The 14645-nt window shown below is 70.9% G+C and carries 17 protein-coding genes; 9 read left to right on the forward strand and 8 right to left on the reverse strand.

What is annotated here, in order from left to right; all coding sequences use genetic code 11:
* Positions 1 to 11: 11 nt before the first annotated feature.
* Positions 12 to 890 (reverse strand): nitroreductase/quinone reductase family protein, encoded by an 879-nt coding sequence (locus ACIP6U_RS12800; RefSeq protein ID WP_401715690.1) that lies wholly within the window; start codon positions 888 to 890, stop codon positions 12 to 14.
* Positions 891 to 1073: 183 nt separating this feature from the next.
* Between ACIP6U_RS12800 and ACIP6U_RS12805 the strand changes: the two genes are divergently transcribed.
* Both ACIP6U_RS12805 and ACIP6U_RS12810 read left to right on the forward strand, forming a co-directional pair.
* Complete coding sequence (locus tag ACIP6U_RS12805; RefSeq protein ID WP_401715693.1) at positions 1074 to 1697, forward strand: RraA family protein; 624 nt, start codon at positions 1074 to 1076, stop codon at positions 1695 to 1697.
* A gap of 113 nt (positions 1698 to 1810) precedes the next feature.
* The gene (locus ACIP6U_RS12810) at positions 1811 to 2305 is read left to right on the forward strand and encodes an HAD domain-containing protein (protein WP_401715696.1); all 495 of its coding nucleotides are present in this window, start codon (positions 1811 to 1813) and stop codon (positions 2303 to 2305) included.
* A 156-nt stretch (positions 2306 to 2461) separates the two neighbouring features.
* On the opposite strand, the gene ACIP6U_RS12815 is transcribed toward ACIP6U_RS12810, so the two are convergent.
* The 3 genes from ACIP6U_RS12815 to ACIP6U_RS12825 form a co-directional block, all read right to left on the reverse strand.
* Positions 2462 to 3316 (reverse strand): GNAT family N-acetyltransferase, encoded by an 855-nt coding sequence (locus ACIP6U_RS12815; RefSeq protein WP_401715699.1) that lies wholly within the window; start codon positions 3314 to 3316, stop codon positions 2462 to 2464.
* A gap of 43 nt (positions 3317 to 3359) precedes the next feature.
* On the reverse strand, positions 3360 to 3887 hold the full coding sequence (locus tag ACIP6U_RS12820; protein ID WP_401715702.1) for an AAA family ATPase: 528 nt from the start codon (positions 3885 to 3887) through the stop codon (positions 3360 to 3362).
* Positions 3888 to 3964: 77 nt separating this feature from the next.
* On the reverse strand, positions 3965 to 4570 hold the full coding sequence (locus tag ACIP6U_RS12825) for a TetR/AcrR family transcriptional regulator (protein ID WP_401715705.1): 606 nt from the start codon (positions 4568 to 4570) through the stop codon (positions 3965 to 3967).
* A gap of 125 nt (positions 4571 to 4695) precedes the next feature.
* Between ACIP6U_RS12825 and ACIP6U_RS12830 the strand changes: the two genes are divergently transcribed.
* From ACIP6U_RS12830 to ACIP6U_RS12850, 5 genes are all read left to right on the forward strand, one after another.
* Positions 4696 to 5430 (forward strand): SDR family NAD(P)-dependent oxidoreductase, encoded by a 735-nt coding sequence (locus ACIP6U_RS12830; RefSeq protein ID WP_401716950.1) that lies wholly within the window; start codon positions 4696 to 4698, stop codon positions 5428 to 5430.
* A gap of 73 nt (positions 5431 to 5503) precedes the next feature.
* Positions 5504 to 6127, forward strand: a complete 624-nt coding sequence (locus ACIP6U_RS12835) for an NADPH-dependent F420 reductase (protein WP_401715708.1) — start codon at positions 5504 to 5506, stop codon at positions 6125 to 6127.
* 104 nt (positions 6128 to 6231) lie between these two features.
* Positions 6232 to 6825: a helix-turn-helix domain-containing protein gene (locus ACIP6U_RS12840; protein ID WP_401715710.1), complete on the forward strand. Its 594-nt coding sequence runs from the start codon at positions 6232 to 6234 to the stop codon at positions 6823 to 6825.
* 71 nt (positions 6826 to 6896) lie between these two features.
* Positions 6897 to 7586, forward strand: a complete 690-nt coding sequence (locus ACIP6U_RS12845) for a hypothetical protein (RefSeq protein ID WP_401715713.1) — start codon at positions 6897 to 6899, stop codon at positions 7584 to 7586.
* A 128-nt stretch (positions 7587 to 7714) separates the two neighbouring features.
* Positions 7715 to 8047, forward strand: coding sequence for a DUF2516 family protein (locus ACIP6U_RS12850; protein ID WP_401716953.1), 333 nt, complete (start codon positions 7715 to 7717; stop codon positions 8045 to 8047).
* 72 nt (positions 8048 to 8119) lie between these two features.
* Here the strand turns inward: ACIP6U_RS12850 and ACIP6U_RS12855 are convergent, their stop codons facing one another.
* The 3 genes from ACIP6U_RS12855 to ACIP6U_RS12865 form a co-directional block, all read right to left on the reverse strand.
* Entirely contained in the window at positions 8120 to 9433 is a 1314-nt protein-coding gene (locus tag ACIP6U_RS12855) for a PP2C family protein-serine/threonine phosphatase (RefSeq protein ID WP_401715715.1), read from the reverse strand.
* Positions 9434 to 9703: 270 nt separating this feature from the next.
* On the reverse strand, positions 9704 to 10810 hold the full coding sequence (locus ACIP6U_RS12860; protein WP_401715718.1) for an NlpC/P60 family protein: 1107 nt from the start codon (positions 10808 to 10810) through the stop codon (positions 9704 to 9706).
* Positions 10811 to 11023: 213 nt separating this feature from the next.
* A complete protein-coding gene (locus tag ACIP6U_RS12865; protein ID WP_401715721.1) occupies positions 11024 to 11818 on the reverse strand; it encodes a class I SAM-dependent methyltransferase in 795 nt (264 codons plus the stop codon).
* A 214-nt stretch (positions 11819 to 12032) separates the two neighbouring features.
* Between ACIP6U_RS12865 and ACIP6U_RS12870 the strand changes: the two genes are divergently transcribed.
* Positions 12033 to 13460: a glycosyltransferase gene (locus ACIP6U_RS12870; RefSeq protein ID WP_401715724.1), complete on the forward strand. Its 1428-nt coding sequence runs from the start codon at positions 12033 to 12035 to the stop codon at positions 13458 to 13460.
* Complete coding sequence (locus ACIP6U_RS12875; RefSeq protein WP_401715725.1) at positions 13453 to 13983, forward strand: YbjN domain-containing protein; 531 nt, start codon at positions 13453 to 13455, stop codon at positions 13981 to 13983. The genes ACIP6U_RS12870 and ACIP6U_RS12875 overlap by 8 nt, the downstream gene beginning before the upstream one ends.
* A 50-nt stretch (positions 13984 to 14033) precedes the next feature.
* Here ACIP6U_RS12875 and ACIP6U_RS12880 read toward each other — a convergent pair whose 3' ends face one another.
* Entirely contained in the window at positions 14034 to 14504 is a 471-nt protein-coding gene (locus tag ACIP6U_RS12880) for a hypothetical protein (RefSeq protein ID WP_401715728.1), read from the reverse strand.
* Between the last annotated feature and the right edge of the window lie 141 nt (positions 14505 to 14645).

Below are 14645 nucleotides of genomic sequence, written 5' to 3' on the forward strand. Positions count from 1 at the left end.
CCGCGGGTGGATCAGGCGGAGCCGTCGAGGACCGGGATCAACTCCCCTTCCTCATAATCCAGATGAGCTTCCAAGGCGAGCGTCAGGCGCTCCACCTCCGCGCGCACGGTGGCCGGGTCGCCGGCGTCGGCGGCCAGAATGCGGCGCAACTCCTCCACGAGCAGCGCGATGTGCTCGTGCTCCTCCCGCAGCCTCGCTATGGCCTCTGCCGTCTCCGGATGGCGGTCGGCCACGAACGGGAACAAGGCCTGGTCCTCGCCGGTGTGGTGGTTGTGCAGGCCCTGGCAGAACGTGAGGCAGTTGACGCGGAGTTGGGCGCCGAGTGTGCCGCCCCCGTCGTCGGCCTTGCTCATCTCCTCGCGGATCAGGGCTAGTTCGCGGCGGAAGGCGTCGTGCACCACCTTGATCGCCTCGCCCATCGAAGAGGCGTTGATGTTTCCCGGGCCGCCCTGCGTGCTGTTGTACAGGGCGACCACCGGGATCAGTCGATCCGTCTTCTTCTGGTACGCGGCCCAGCCGGAGTCGGCCTCCACCGCCCGTGCCCAGGCGCGGTCCCGTTCCTCGCCGGTCAGTACGACGGCCCGTGCCTCGTACGTGAACAGCCCGCTCTCGACCGTGACTTGGGGGTCGGCGAGGAGGTTGCGGTACCAGTCCGGGTGCCGGGGTGAGCCGCCCGCCGAGGCGATGACCAGGACGCGTTCGCCGCCGTCGGGGAGGTAGCCGACGGGGGTGGTGTGGCGGGTGCCGGTGCGGGCGCCGGTGGTGGTCAGCAGGAGCAGGCGGGCGCCCTCGAAGTAGCCGCCGACGCGGCCGCGGTTGGCGCGGAACTCGTCGATGACCTGCTGGTTGAAGTCCTGGAAGGCGGTGGTGTTGTTGTTCTCGTCGGGCAAGTCTTCTCTCTTCTCTTTCTCTCTCGCTGGATTCCGGTGGTGTGTTCCGGTGATGCTGATCGCGAAGAGAAAGAGACGGCGGGCCTCTGGCCCACCACGGCCTCACTCAGAGGCCGGGTACCCGACTCGCTCACGGCACAAGGCCGACCCGGCAGTCATGGGAGGGACGGTAGCGTCCGACGTATGACTGACGCCACCGGTTTCCAGCGCGTTCCCACCACCACCCTCGGCGAGATCCTCGACCGCGACCGGATCATGGACTTCGGCATCCGGCCGTTGTGGGGGCCGGTCGGGCGGGTGGCCGGACCCGCGTACACCGTGCGCTGCGCACCCGGGGACAACCTGATGCTCCACACCGCCATCTACCGCGCCGAGCCCGGTTCGGTGATCGTCGTGGAGTCCGGTGACCTGGACTGGGCGCTGGCCGGTGGCAACGTCTGCGCGATCGCCCAGCGCCGGGGCGTCGCGGCCTTCGTCCTGGACGGGCTGATCCGCGATCTCGCCGAGGTGAGGGAGGCGCGGTTCCCGGTGTTCGCGCGGGGTGTCATCCCGATCCCGGGCGCCAAGTCGGCCGTGGCACCGCTGGGCGAGCCGGTGACCTGCGGTGGGGTGCGGGTCGAGGCCGGCGATGTGGTCGTGGCCGACGAGGAGGGCGTGGTGGCGGTGCCGTTCGCACGGCGGGCCGAGGTGCTGGACGCGGCCCTGGCCAAGCTGGCGAAGGAGGCCGACCAGACGCTGGACGACTGGGAGGCGGCACACCGGGCTCGGGTCGAGAAGATCTTGGCGGAGCGGGGGTTCGCGGGCTGACCGGCGGGGGACCGGCCCGTCCGCCGTATCCACCTCGCCCGCCGCACCCACGCTGCCGGCCACAGTCGCCGTACCGCTTTCGCCGATCCCCGTCCTGGTCGATCCTGGTGGTGATGCTTCTCTTCCTCGACGTCGACGGAACGTTGCTCCCGTTCGGTGCGGCCGGGGCCTATCCGGCGTACGCGCCGCGCTTCGAGGTGCCCGGGGTGGCCGACGGGCATCCGTTGCTCAGCCGCGTGGATCCGGCGCTCGGGGCCCGACTGGCCGCGCTGGACTGCGAGTTGGTGTGGGCCACGACCTGGATGGAGGACGCGAACGTCTGTCTCGCGCCGTGGCTCGGGCTGCCCCGGCTGCCGTCGGTGGACTGGCCGGACGAGGACGAGTTCCCGGCGCCGCTGCACTGGAAGACCCGGCCGCTGGTGGACTGGGCGGCCGGGCGGCCCTTCGTCTGGGTCGACGACGAGATCACCGACGTGGACCGCGCCTGGGTCGCGGGCCACCATCCCGAACGGGCCCTGCTGCACCGCGTCGACCACCGCCGCGGGCTGACCGACGCGGACTTCGACACGCTGGAGGAGTGGATCGGAGCGAGCCGTGCCAGGCGGTGAGGAGCGGACCCGCGAGGAAGTCGACGCCGACGTCCTGCGCGACCGGCGGCTGCGCCGGGCACCACGTCCGCCGTCCGCCGTCCGCCGTCCGCCGTCCGCCGTCCGCCTCGAGAACATCGCCCACTTCCGCCCCCGGAGCAGAAACCGTAGGCCGCTTTAGAAGTCGTACGCCGCCCAGTCCGTGAGCGTGCGGTAGCCGAGGCGCTGGTAGAGCGCGTTGCTCGTGGGGTTGGCGAGGTCCGCGAACAGGACGACGTCCTTCGCGCCCGCGGCCAGGGCGGAACGGCTCACCGCCGCCGACGCCGCGGCAGCGTAGCCGTGGCCGCGCAGGTGGGACGGTGTGTAGACGACGTCCACCTGGATCTGGCCGCCGATCAACGGGTTCATGCCCGCGACGGAGACGGGGGTGCCGTCCGGGGTCTCCCAGAGCGTGTAGCGCTTGTCGGCGTAGCGGGTGTCGGCCCAGGTGTCGGCGTTGATGGTGACGTCCTCGCCGACGGCCTTGGCGAACTCGCCGCACCAGAACATGACTTCATGGAGATCCTGCTCGCCCAGGACGCGGCTCCGGCCGGCCGGGTGCGGCTCCGGCGGGGTGAGCGTGCCGAGGCCGTACAGGCGCAGCCGTATGTCGCGGATGGTCGGCGTCGCCCCGGTGTGCCGTTGCCAGGCCTCGGCGAAGGCGGTGGCCGTGTCGTGGCCCGCGCTGACGGAGCGAAGGGGGTGTCCGAGGGCGGCCAGCCGGGCGGCGAGGGAGTCGGCCTGCTCGGGGGTGAGCGGGGAGGGGCCCAGGGAACCGGGCGGGAGGCGGTAGAAGGTGGCCCGGACCTCGCCCGCCTGCTCCAGTACGCCGAAGAGCGGGGCGCCGGCGAACGCCTCCGCCCCACGCTTCCGTACCCTCTCGGCCCAGGTCAGCTGCATGACGTGCAGGCCGGGCCGGGCGCGCAGGAAGTCTCCGGCGCGGGCCAGGAAGTCGTCCACGTCTTCGGTGAGGTACCAGTCGTCGGGTCGCATGCTCCATGGTTCCCCACGCCGGGAGACCTCAACTCTCAGCGCCCTAGGAACTCTTGACGGCTTCCGCGATCCTCGCCGCGGCCTGAGCCGGCGTCAGACGCGTGGTGTCGACGACCTCGGCCTCGTCGTGCAACCACGTGCGGGCCGCCTCCGCGTAGGGCTCCAGGTAGCGCAGGCGGAACGAGGAGTTGGGGCCGATGACGGTGTCGCCCGCGATGCGCGCACGGAGGGTGTCCTGGTCGGCGTGGAGGACGAAGTGCCGTACCGGAATGGCGTGTTGGGCCAGGCCCGCGCTGATCTCCCGCCAGTACTCCTCGACCAGCACGGTCATCGGCATCACCAATGTGCCGCCGGTGTAGTCGAGCACCCGGCGGGCGGTCTCGACCACGAGCGGCCGCCATGGCGGCCAGTGCTGGAAGTTGTCCGTCTCGGGCAGCCCCGGCGAGATGTCCATCAGCGTCTCGCCGACCTTCTCGGCATCGAACACCCGTGAATCCGGGAGCAGTTGCCGCACGAGCGCACTGGTCGTCGTCTTGCCCGCGCCATGGGTGCCGTTGAGCCATACGATCATGCGGCCGACGCTAGCGTGCCTTTCCGATCACGTCTGCTCCGTGCCGCGGTCGAGGACGTGGCCCTGGCCGGAGTGCTCTACAGAGCTTGCGCCGCCGGTGTCGGTGCCGGTGTCGCTGCCGTGGAGATGGCGTTGTCGATGAGGACGGCTGCGATGGCGGCCGCGGTGGTGAACGCGTCGGTGTTGAGGACCCGGCCGCGGGCCGAGGCGCCGTCCAGGAGCAGCGCCAGTTGCTCGCCGAGTTGTTCGGGGTCGGTGGCGCCGGCCTCGCGGGCGGCCTGGGTGAGCCGGGCGGCGAAGGCCTTTTTGTAGTCGCGGGCGTATACGCGTGCCGGGTGGTCCGGGTCGGGGATCTCGACGGCCGCCGCGATGAACGGGCAGAGGGGCGCGTGCACTTCGAACGCGGCGAGGAGTCGTTCGCGAGGTGTCAGGTCGGTGCGGTCGAACACCTCGGGCAGGATGTCGGGATCGAACCGGCGCAGGCCTTCGGCGACCAGCTCGTCCTTGCCGGCGAAGTGCTGGTACAGCGTGCGCTTGGACACCTCGGCGACCGCGCAGAGCTGGTCCATGCCGGTGCCGTTGATGCCCTGATCGCGGAACAGTTGTTGTGACGCGCTGACGATGCGCTCGCGTGCGCCCCGGCCGCGGCGCAGGCCTCGCGGTCCCTTCTCCAACTCCGTCATAGGCCCAGCGTAGCCGACGTGGGTACGGATCGGTGTGCATAGCTTGCGCCCCAGGCTGCTGATCTATACGTTAAGTGAACAGCTCGGTGTACTTAACATCGGCACGGCAGGTGAATGGAGCGGTCGTGGGAAAGCTCGATGGCAAGGTCGCGGTGATCACAGGCGCGACGAGTGGGATGGCGCTGGCCGGTGCGAAGTTGTTCGTCGACGAAGGGGCCCATGTCTTCATCTCGGGCCGGCGCAAGGAGGCGCTGGACGAAGCCGTCAGGCTGATCGGCCGGAATGTGACCGGCGTGCAGGGCGATGCGGCCGACCTCGACGATCTTGACCGTCTGTTCGAGACGGTCAAGCGGGAAAAGGGCACGGTCGACGTGTTGTGGGCGAGCGCCGGCACGGGTGAGCAGGGCGGGCTCGGCGAGATCACCGAGGAACAGTTCGACGCCGCCTTCTCGCTGAACGCGCGCGGCACGCTGTTCACGGTCCAGAAGGCGCTGCCGCTGTTCAACGACGGCGGCTCGATCTTCATGACCGGGTCGAACGCGTCGCTCCGGGGCTACCCCGACTGGAGTGTGTACGCGGCGAGCAAGGCCGTGCTGCCCGCCTACGCGCGGGTGTGGGTGTCCGAGTTGAGGGACCGGCGGATCCGGGTGAACGTACTGACCCCCGGCCAGGTCGCCACGCCGATTCTGGAAGAGGTGATGGACGACCGGACGAAGGCGCAGTTCGAATCCGTGATCCCGCGGCGGGAGATGGGCCGGCCTGAGGAGATCGCGTCGGTCGCGTTGTTCCTCGCCTCGGACGACTCGAGCTACGTCAACGGCATGGAGCTGGTCGCCGACGGCGGCACCACGGTGATCTGAGCGCGTCGCCGACGGTCGTCGCGGCCGTCAACCTCTCCCCGACCACTCCGTACGCACCAAGGGAAGACATGTCATGACCACCATCAGCATCATCGGCGCGGGCAACATGGCCACCGCCATCGGCACCCGGGCGGCGAAGCACGGTCACGCCGTCGAGTTCATGAGCCGCGACACCGCCAAGGCTCAGGCGCTCGCCGAGCAGGTCGGCAACGGAGCCACCGTCGGCACGTTCGGCGCGAGGCCGGCCGGTGACATCGTCGTCGTGGCCGTCCTGTACACCGGCGCGGTCGAAGCGGTCGCGCACTACGGCGACGCGCTGGCCGGCAAGATCCTCGTCGACATCACCAACCCGTTCGACGCCGATGTGAGCGGACTCGTGACCACCGCGGGCAACTCGGTGTCCCAGCAGATCGCCGCCGTCGCCCCCGAGGGCGCACACGTCGTGAAGGCATTCAATTCGATCTTCCGCGGCGTCCTTGCCGAGGACAGGCCCGTGGACGCGTTCTTCGCGGGCGACAGCGCGGAGGCGAAGGCACGGGTCGCGGCGTTTCTGGAGAGCTTGGACCTGCGTGCCCTCGACGCGGGAGGGCTCGAGATGACCCACGCCCTCGAATGGGCCGGCATCCTCCTGGTCGGCCTGGCACGCAACGGCGCCGGCTTCGACATCGCCCTCGGTGCCGAGGTCCTCGGACGGTAGGGACAGGACGGGCGGGATCCGTCCGTACGGCCGTCCAAGTGGTGTGGCGCACTTTTGCAAGCGGCTGCTTGCAATAGTTAGCGCGGGTGATGCACAGTGGGGCCATGGCATCGCTCAACGTCGGCAATCTCGGTGAGTACCTGCGGGACCAGCGGCGCACCGCGCAGCTGTCTCTCAGGCAGCTCGCCGACGCCGCCGGGGTGTCCAATCCGTATCTGAGTCAGATCGAGCGCGGGCTGCGCAAGCCGAGCGCGGAGGTGTTGCAGCAGGTCGCCAAGGCGCTGCGGATCTCCGCCGAGACGCTGTACGTCCGGGCCGGCATCCTCGACGCCGAGCGGGACCGGGACGAGGTGGAGACGCGTGCCGTCATCACCGCCGATCCCACGCTGAACGAGCGGCAGAAGCAGGTCCTGCTCCAGATCTACGAGTCCTTCCGCAAGGAGAACGGGTTCGGGATCGGGGCGGAGGGCGACGCCGACGTCGAGATCGGCCTCAGTGCCGAGGCCGAGATCGTGGATGCCGTCCCGGCCGTGGACGCCGTCCGGACCGCTGACCTCGTCGATGACGACGCGGCAGCCGCTCGGCCGGCCGAGGACGCCCCTGAGCGACGTACCCGCAAGACCCGTAAGGCCCGTACGACCCGCACCCGTGCGCAGGACGACGGCAGCGATGCCGACCCGCAGCAGCCGGCCAGTTGATCCAGTTGCCGGCCGGCACGTTCGCGGGACCCAAAACCCTCAGCTGAAAGCGACCCGGGAGGACCATCACCATGGCCATCACCGACGATCTCCGTAAGACCCTCAGCGACCCGACGCCGCTGTACTTCGCCGCCGGCACCGCCGACCTGGCTCTTCAGCAGGCCAAGAAGGTGCCCGGACTGGTGGAGCAGCTGCGCACCGAGGCGCCGGCCCGGTTCGAGGCGGTCCGTGGCACCGCGGACCCGAAGGCCGTGCAGGAGAAGGCCTCCGCCCGTGCCAAGGAAGCCTCCGCCAAGGCCAAGGAGGCGCAGGAGACCCTGCAGTCCAAGGTCAACGAGTTCATCACCTCCCTCGACGGCGACTTCAAGAAGCTCGGCGCCACCCTCGACGCCGACCTGAAGAAGTTCGGCGAGAGCGCCCAGGACCTCGCGCTGCGCGGTGTGGGCGTCGCCGCCGAGTACGCCGTAAAGGCCCGTGAGGCCTACGAGAAGGTCGCCGAGCACGGCGAGCAGGCCGTGAAGACCTGGCGCGGCGAGGCCGCCGACGAGATCGAGGAACTGGCGATCGCCGTCGAGCCCGACCCGACGCCGGTCCCGGTCAAGGAGGAGAAGGCCTCGCAGGCGGAGGCCCCCAAGCCCACCGCCGTGAAGCCGGTCGCCGCGCAGGCCGCCCCCGCGCCGGCTCCCGCCAAGAAGACCGCCGCCAAGAAGGCTCCGGCCCGCAAGACGACGGCCAAGAAGACGACTCCGCCCGCCAAGTAACCACGGGCGACCAGGACGGGCCGGGCACTCCATGAGAGCCCGGCCCGTTCTTCGGGTAGAGGCCCCGTGGGAACGGGTACGGTGAGCGGCGTGGAGACAAGCCGAGTCTGGTGGTGGACGTAGTGCTGATGCAGGGGTTCGCAGGGTTCATGTGGCTGCTGAGTGTGGCCCTGATCCTGTTCAGCGGCTTCGCGTTGATCGATGCCGCCACGCGCCGCGAGGACGCCTACCGCGCGGCCGACAAGAAGACCAAGGTGTTCTGGCTGATCGTCCTCGGGCTCGCCTTCGTGGTGAACCTGATCTTCAACATCCTGTCGTTCCTGCCGATCATCGGGCTCGTCGCGACGATCGTGTACATGGTCGACGTACGCCCGGCGCTGCGCGGCCTGTCCGGCGGCGGCCGCAGCCGGCGCGGTTCGAGCAGCGACGGTCCGTACGGGCCGTACAACGGCGGACGGTAAGCACCAGGCAGCGGTACGGGGCGGGATGCCATAGGGCACTAGCCCCGTACCCGTACCCGTACCCGCACCCGTCTACGGCACCCGGTCCAGCAGCAGCACAGCCACGTCGTCCGTCAGCTCGCCGCCGTTCAGCTCCCGCACCTCGTTGACCGACGACCGCAGCAGTGCCTCGCCGCGCAGCCCCTCCGCGAGTTGCCGGCGCACCATCGCCACCATGCCGTCCTGGCCGAGCCGTTCGCGGCCCGTGCCGATGCGGCCCTCTATCAGGCCGTCGGTGTAGAGCATCAGGCTCCACTCGCGGCCGAGTTCGACCTGCATCCGGGGCCAGCGGGCGCCGGGCAGGAGGCCGAGGGCGGGGCCGTTGTTGTCGTAGGGGAGCAGTTCCGCGGGGCGGCCGGGGCGGGCGATCAGCGGGGACGGGTGGCCGGCCAGGCAGAGGCCCGCCCGCTTGCCGTCCGGTGCGATGTCGACCGTGCAGAGCGTCGCGAAGATCTCGTCGTCGGAGCGCTCGTGCTCCAGGACCTGTTGCAGGGTGCCAAGGAGTTGGTCGCCGCACAGGCCCGCCAGGGTCAGCGCGCGCCAGGCGATGCGCAGTTCCACGCCGAGCGCGGCCTCGTCCGGGCCGTGGCCGCAGACGTCACCGATCATCGCGTGCACGGTTCCGTCTGGGGTCCGTACGACGTCGTAGAAGTCGCCGCCGAGCAGCGCGCGCGAGCGGCCGGGGCGGTAGCGCGCGGCGAAGCGCAGGGACGAACCCTCCAGGAGGGGCGTCGGCAGGAGCCCGCGTTCCAGCCGGCGGTTCTCCTGGGCGCGCAGGCGGCCCTCGGCGAGCCGGCGCTCGGCCGTGTCGGAACGTTTCCGCTCCACGGCGTACCGGATCGCGCGGCTCAGCAGGCGGGCGTCCAGCTCGTCCCGGAAGAGGTAGTCCTGCGCGCCCACGCGCACGGCTTCGGCGCCGCGCTCGGCGTCACCGGACGCGGTGAGCGCGAGCACGGCGTGCCGGGGGGCGAGCTCCAGGACATGACGCAGTACGGCGAGCTCGTCGTCGTCCGCGCCCTGGCCGGGTTCGGACAGGGCCAGGTCCAGCAGGATGCAGTGGACGTCGTCGGTCAGCAGCCGCTCGGCCTCGGTGAGGTTGCGGGCGCTGCGGACGCGGAACGGCCGGCCGGTCGCGTCCTGCAGTTCGGGCACGACCGTGGCGCCGCCGGGGTCGTCCTCGATCAGCAGCAGCGTCAGATGGGTGGCGGCGTTGTTGTCGACCGTGGCTTCCTTGCGGGCTTCCTTGCGCGGGGTCTCTTCCTTGGAAGGGCCGCCTCCGTGCACGGCCTGCGCCTGACCACTCTCCGCGGCCGGGATCGCTCTCTGCCGCGGTATGGGTACGGGCATCGTCTTGGGTTCCTTCCCTCCCCCCGAGGGCGCGGTGGGGCGAGGGTCCTCGATCCACCGACCGGGACCATAGCGGTATTCGGCGGGCGAACGGAATGGTGTGAGCCACGTCGCCCGCACACCCGCCGCTGTCATATGCCGCGTTCTGTACCGCAGTTGGACACGGCGGCCCACCAGGGGGGATGACGAACATCACGTCTGTGGGGGGTTTGGGGGCGGCCGGGGGTGCCGTGGGTCACGTGACCCCGGTCTCCTGGCGGTACTCCGGACTCACGCGTCCGGCCGGACCACCCCGAGTATCGGCATCGAACCCGCCCCCGCGATCGTCACCGTCCGCCCCGGCCGGGGCGCGTGCACGATCGCGCCGTCACCTATGTACATCCCGACATGGCTGGCGTCGTCGAAGTAGATGATCAGGTCGCCGGGCCGCATGTCCTTCACGTCGATGTGCTTGAGCTGCTTCCACTGCTCCTGCGACGTGCGCGGGATGGGGTCCCCGGCGCTCAGCCACGCCTGGGACGTCAGCCCCGAGCAGTCGTACGTCTTCGGGCCCTCGGCGCCCCACTCGTACGGCTTGCCCATCTGGGCCGCGGCGAACGCGACCGCCTTCTTGCCCTGCGCGGACGCCTTGCCGTTGATCTCGTCGAGGATGCCGGAGCTGAGCCAGGAGGTCTGTGCCTGGTAGGCGGCCTCTTCCTCCAGCTCGGCGAGGCGCTTCTTCTCCTCCTTCGCCAGCTTGGACTCGAGCTTCTCGGCCTCCGCGATCCGTGCCTTGATCTTCTTGCGGGCCGAGTCCTTCGCCTTGCGGTTGGCCTCCAGCCGCTTCCACTGGGTGGAGGCGTCGGCGGCGTACTGCTCCAAGTCCTGCTGGGTCTGGGTCATTTCGGCGATCAGGCCCTTGGTGGCGCGCTGGCCCTGGAGCACCCGGCCGGCTCCGTCGAGGAACTGCTGCGGATTGTCGCTGAGCAGCAGATGGGCCTCGTCGGGCAGCCCGCCGCCTCGGTACTGGGCGGCGGCCGCGGCGCCCGCGCGCTTCTTCAGCTCGTCCAGCTTCTGCTGGCCCTGCACGATCTTGTTCGCCAGGTCGACGATCGCGGCCGACTGCTGCTGGGCCTTCTCCTCCGCCGCGTTGTAGGAGTCGGTGGCGACGGCGGCGTCGTGGTAGAGGGTGTCGAGCTTCTGGCGTACGGCCTCAAGGTCCGTGTTCGGCGCGGGAGTCAGGGCCGTGGGGGAACTCGCGGAGGTCGATGCGGAGCCCGACGCGGAGGCCGACGGGGTGGGAGTGGGACTCGCGAACGCCGTGCCGGCGGTGGCCAGTACGGTGACCGCACAGACCACGGTCACGGCGGCGTACGCGCTGCGCTTGCCCGGTCCCATACCTCTGCCCCCAGATCTGATTTACCGTCAGTAACTTACGGCTGCCCGGGGATCGTGCCACGGTGGCGCGCAAATCGACAGAGGTGTACGGAAGTCGGATTTCCCCCCTCGCGCTCCCGTATTCGATCTCCCGTTCTTTGTGACGAACGACTCACCGAGATCGTTCCCTCCGAAGCATCGGTCCGGGCGGGGTCTCCTGGGTGGTCCCTCGGGTCAGTGCCTCGGCGCCAACGCCCCCCACGCCACCGTCACTTCCCCCTGCCGCCACCGCCCCGGCCCGTCCGTCACCGGCCAGTCGGCGCTCAGGTCCCGCACCGAGCGGATCCAGCGCTGGCGGGCGCCGTAGGACGCGTAGGGCGCGGCGGCGGCCCAGGCGCGGTCGAAGTCCCGCAGGAAGGCGTGCACCCGTTCGCCGGGCACATTGCGGTGGATGAGCGCTTTGGGCAGGCGCTCGGCGAGGTCCGACGGGCGCTCCAGCGAGCCGAGCCGGGTGGCGAAGGTGACCGTCCGCGGCCCCTCCGGACCGAGCGCGACCCAGACGTGCCGGCGCCCGATCTCGTCACAGGTCCCCTCGACGAGCAGTCCGCCGTCCGCGAGCCGCCCGCACAGCCGTGCCCAGACCGCGGCGACCTCCGACTCGTCGTACTGGCGCAGCACGTTGGCGGCGCGGATCAGCAGCGGCCGCATGGGGAGGGGGATCTCGAAGCCGCCGTGCCGGAAGACGAGGCCGTCACGCTCGTACGGCTTCGCCGCCGCGACCCGGGCCGGCTCGATCTCCACGCCCACGACACGCGCGCGTGGCGCCACGGTCCGCAAGCGGGCGAGCAGTTCGACGGCCGTCCACGGCGCCGCCCCGTACCCGAGGTCGACGGCCACGGGGTCGGCGGCGCGGCGCAGTTCGGCGCCGTGCGTGGCCGCGATCCAGCGGTCCATGCGGCGCAGACGGTTCGGATTCGTGGTCCCGCGCGTGACGGTGCCCACGGGGCGGTGGGCTGCGCGGGCTGTCATGGGTACGAGGGTAGGCGGCGGTATGCGGCCCGGCGCTCCCTGGCTTGCGCACGGTGCTCGACGCACGCACGCATCGAACGGTTGAGCGACCGTCGGTAATGTCTCAGCAAAAACCACCGCCCCTGGAATGGGAATGCCTCGCTCCGCTGTTGCCTCCCTTGGAGGGCGCTCCACGTCCTCCGTCCGGCATGCCCGCAGCGAGGAGGAACGCCACGTGAGCCAGTACGTGAGCAGGCTCGGGCGGCGCTCGTCGGCGACGCCCTCGCGACTGAGGCTGCACCGCCGCCCGCGCCGCGTCGCCATGCTCTCCGTGCACACCTCACCGCTGCACCAGCCGGGCACCGGCGACGCGGGCGGCATGAACGTCTACATCGTGGAGCTCGCGCAGTGCCTCGCCGCGATCAACATCGAGGTCGAGATCTTCACGCGCGCGACCACGGCCGTCCTCCCGCCGACCGTCGAACTGGCTCCGGGCGTCCTGGTCCGGCACGTCGACGCGGGCCCCTACGAGGGCCTCGCCAAGGAGGAACTCCCCGCCCAGCTCTGCGCGTTCACGCACGGCGTGATGCAGGCGTGGGCCGGCCACCGCCCCGGCTACTACGACCTCGTGCACTCGCACTACTGGCTCTCCGGCCACGTCGGCTGGCTCGCCGCCCAGCGCTGGGGCGTCCCCCTGGTGCACGCCATGCACACCATGGCCAAGGTCAAGAACGCCAACCTGGCCGCCGGCGACACCCCCGAGCCCGCCGCCCGCGTCATCGGCGAGACGCAGATCGTGGCCGCCGCGGACCGGCTGATCGCCAACACCTCGGGCGAGGCCGACGAACTCGTCCAGCACTACTGCGCCGACCCCGGCAAGGTCGCGGTCGTCCACCCGGGCGTCAACCTGGACCGCTTCAGCCCGTTCCCGAAGGACCTGGACCCGCTGGACGCCCTGTTCCCGGGGGCGGTCGACCTCGGCCCCTCGCGGAGCCGCTCTGCCACTGCCACGGCCGCCACCGCCCGAGCCGCCGCCCGCGCCCGCCTGGGCCTCCCGCAGGACGCCCTGATCCCGCTCTTCGCGGGCCGCATCCAGCCCCTGAAGGCCCCGGACGTCCTGCTGCGCGCGGTCGCCGTCCTCCTGGACGAGCGCCCCGAACTCCGCTCCCACCTGCTGGTCCCCGTCGTCGGCGGCCCCAGCGGCAGCGGCCTCGCCAAGCCGGAGGGCCTGCAGAAACTGGCGTCCCGGCTCGGCATCGCGGATGTCGTACGGTTCTGCCCGCCCGTCGGCCAGGACCAGCTCGCGGACTGGTTCCGGGCCGCGTCGGTGCTGGTCATGCCGTCGTACAGCGAGTCCTTCGGCCTGGTCGCCATAGAGGCGCAGGCGGCCGGCACGCCGGTGCTCGCGGCCGCGGTCGGCGGCCTCCCGGTCGCCGTACGCGACGGGCACACCGGCTTCCTGGTGCAGGGCCACGATCCCGCCGCCTACGCGCGCGTGCTGGCCGACTTCGCCGACGACCCGCAGCTGGCGGACCGGATGGGCGCGGCGGCGGCCAGGCACGCCAAGTCCTTCGGCTGGGACACCGCGGCCGCCGCCACGGCGGACGTCTACACGGCCGCGATGCAGGCGCACCGCCGTCACGTACGCTCCCACCATGGGTGATGCGCACAAGTCAGCGCCGGGACAGGCCGCGGCGGAGAAAGCGGCAGCCGTCATCGAGGCCGTCCTGAAGGACGACGAACTGGAGTGGGAGAGTCCCGAGCCCGGCTCCTACGTCGTCAAGCTCCCGGGCACCCGCAAGCTGTCGACGACCCTCTCGCTCCTCGTCGGCCGCCACTCGCTCTCCCTGAACGCCTTCGTCATCCGCCACCCCGACGAGAACGAGTCCGGCGTCCACCGCTGGCTCCTGGAGCGCAACCTCAAGCTGTACGGCGTGAGTTACGCCGTCGACCAGCTCGGCGACGTCTACGTCACCGGCCGCCTCCCCCTCGCCACCGTCACCCCGGACGAACTCGACCGGCTGCTCGGCCAGGTCCTGGAAGCGGCCGACGGTGCCTTCAACACCCTGCTGGAACTGGGCTTCGCCTCCGCCATCCGCAAGGAGTACGCGTGGCGGGTGTCCCGGGGCGAGTCGACACGGAACCTGGACGCGTTCGAGCACCTCACGCGCCGCTCGGCCGACTGACCCCGGGCGAACCGGTCTGGGGCGGACTGGCCCCGGACGGACCGCGCCGCCTACTCGGAGCCGCTCTTGTCGAGCTCGTCGGCGAACGCCCGCAGGGCGTCGGCCAGTTCCTTCTTGGTGGGCAACTGGTCGACCTTGCGGTCGAGTTCGGTGATCCGCCGGTTCAACTCGTCCAGGTCTGCGGGTGTCGAGGGCTCGGCGGTGGGGGTGGGATCGCCGCCGGGAACGGGCGGGTCGTCCACATCCGTGGGCTCCGGGCTCGGATCGGACTCGTCGCCGCCGGTCGTGCCGCCGTCGATGCTGCCGGAGTCCGGGTCCGACGGACTTGAGACGGAGACGGTCGGCTGGGGTCCGGGATCGTCGTCCGAGGTCGCCGCGAGAGCGACGCCGACGCTGAGGGCGACCAGGGCGGTCGCGCCGGCGACGGCGGTCGAGAAGCGTCTGAGCGGCAGGGAACGGCGACTGGTGGCGGATAAGGCGCGAGGGGTCTCGGGCTCCGGTGTGTCCTGTGTGTCATCCATGGAAGTGACGCTAATCGTCGGCGATCACCGGACGGAGGCCTTCCGCGGGCTTCCTGAAAGCGCGTTCTCCGCGCGTTCATGAGAATGAACGACATTCTGCCGGACTGATCCCATCCGACCTCTTCCCCGCCAAGGGGTACC

The sequence above is a fragment of the Streptomyces sp. NPDC088794 genome (genome assembly GCF_044750545.1).
Taxonomy (GTDB): Bacteria; Actinomycetota; Actinomycetes; order Streptomycetales; family Streptomycetaceae; genus Streptomyces.

Bases quoted from the DNA above. Each gene is read 5' to 3' on its own strand.
- ACIP6U_RS12810 (WP_401715696.1), top strand. From the start codon at position 1,811: ATGCTTCTCTTCCTCGACGTCGACGGAACGTTGCTCCCGTTCGGTGCG.
- ACIP6U_RS12865 (WP_401715721.1), bottom strand. From the start codon at position 11,818: ATGACAGCCCGCGCAGCCCACCGCCCCGTGGGCACCGTCACGCGCGGG.
- ACIP6U_RS12855 (WP_401715715.1), bottom strand. From the start codon at position 9,433: ATGCCCGTACCCATACCGCGGCAGAGAGCGATCCCGGCCGCGGAGAGT.
- ACIP6U_RS12880 (WP_401715728.1), bottom strand. From the start codon at position 14,504: ATGGATGACACACAGGACACACCGGAGCCCGAGACCCCTCGCGCCTTA.
- ACIP6U_RS12820 (WP_401715702.1), bottom strand. From the start codon at position 3,887: ATGATCGTATGGCTCAACGGCACCCATGGCGCGGGCAAGACGACGACC.
- ACIP6U_RS12875 (WP_401715725.1), top strand. From the start codon at position 13,453: ATGGGTGATGCGCACAAGTCAGCGCCGGGACAGGCCGCGGCGGAGAAA.
- ACIP6U_RS12840 (WP_401715710.1), top strand. From the start codon at position 6,232: ATGGCATCGCTCAACGTCGGCAATCTCGGTGAGTACCTGCGGGACCAG.
- ACIP6U_RS12825 (WP_401715705.1), bottom strand. From the start codon at position 4,570: ATGACGGAGTTGGAGAAGGGACCGCGAGGCCTGCGCCGCGGCCGGGGC.
- ACIP6U_RS12845 (WP_401715713.1), top strand. From the start codon at position 6,897: ATGGCCATCACCGACGATCTCCGTAAGACCCTCAGCGACCCGACGCCG.
- ACIP6U_RS12815 (WP_401715699.1), bottom strand. From the start codon at position 3,316: ATGCGACCCGACGACTGGTACCTCACCGAAGACGTGGACGACTTCCTG.
- ACIP6U_RS12860 (WP_401715718.1), bottom strand. From the start codon at position 10,810: ATGGGACCGGGCAAGCGCAGCGCGTACGCCGCCGTGACCGTGGTCTGT.
- ACIP6U_RS12835 (WP_401715708.1), top strand. From the start codon at position 5,504: ATGACCACCATCAGCATCATCGGCGCGGGCAACATGGCCACCGCCATC.
- ACIP6U_RS12805 (WP_401715693.1), top strand. From the start codon at position 1,074: ATGACTGACGCCACCGGTTTCCAGCGCGTTCCCACCACCACCCTCGGC.
- ACIP6U_RS12850 (WP_401716953.1), top strand. From the start codon at position 7,715: ATGCAGGGGTTCGCAGGGTTCATGTGGCTGCTGAGTGTGGCCCTGATC.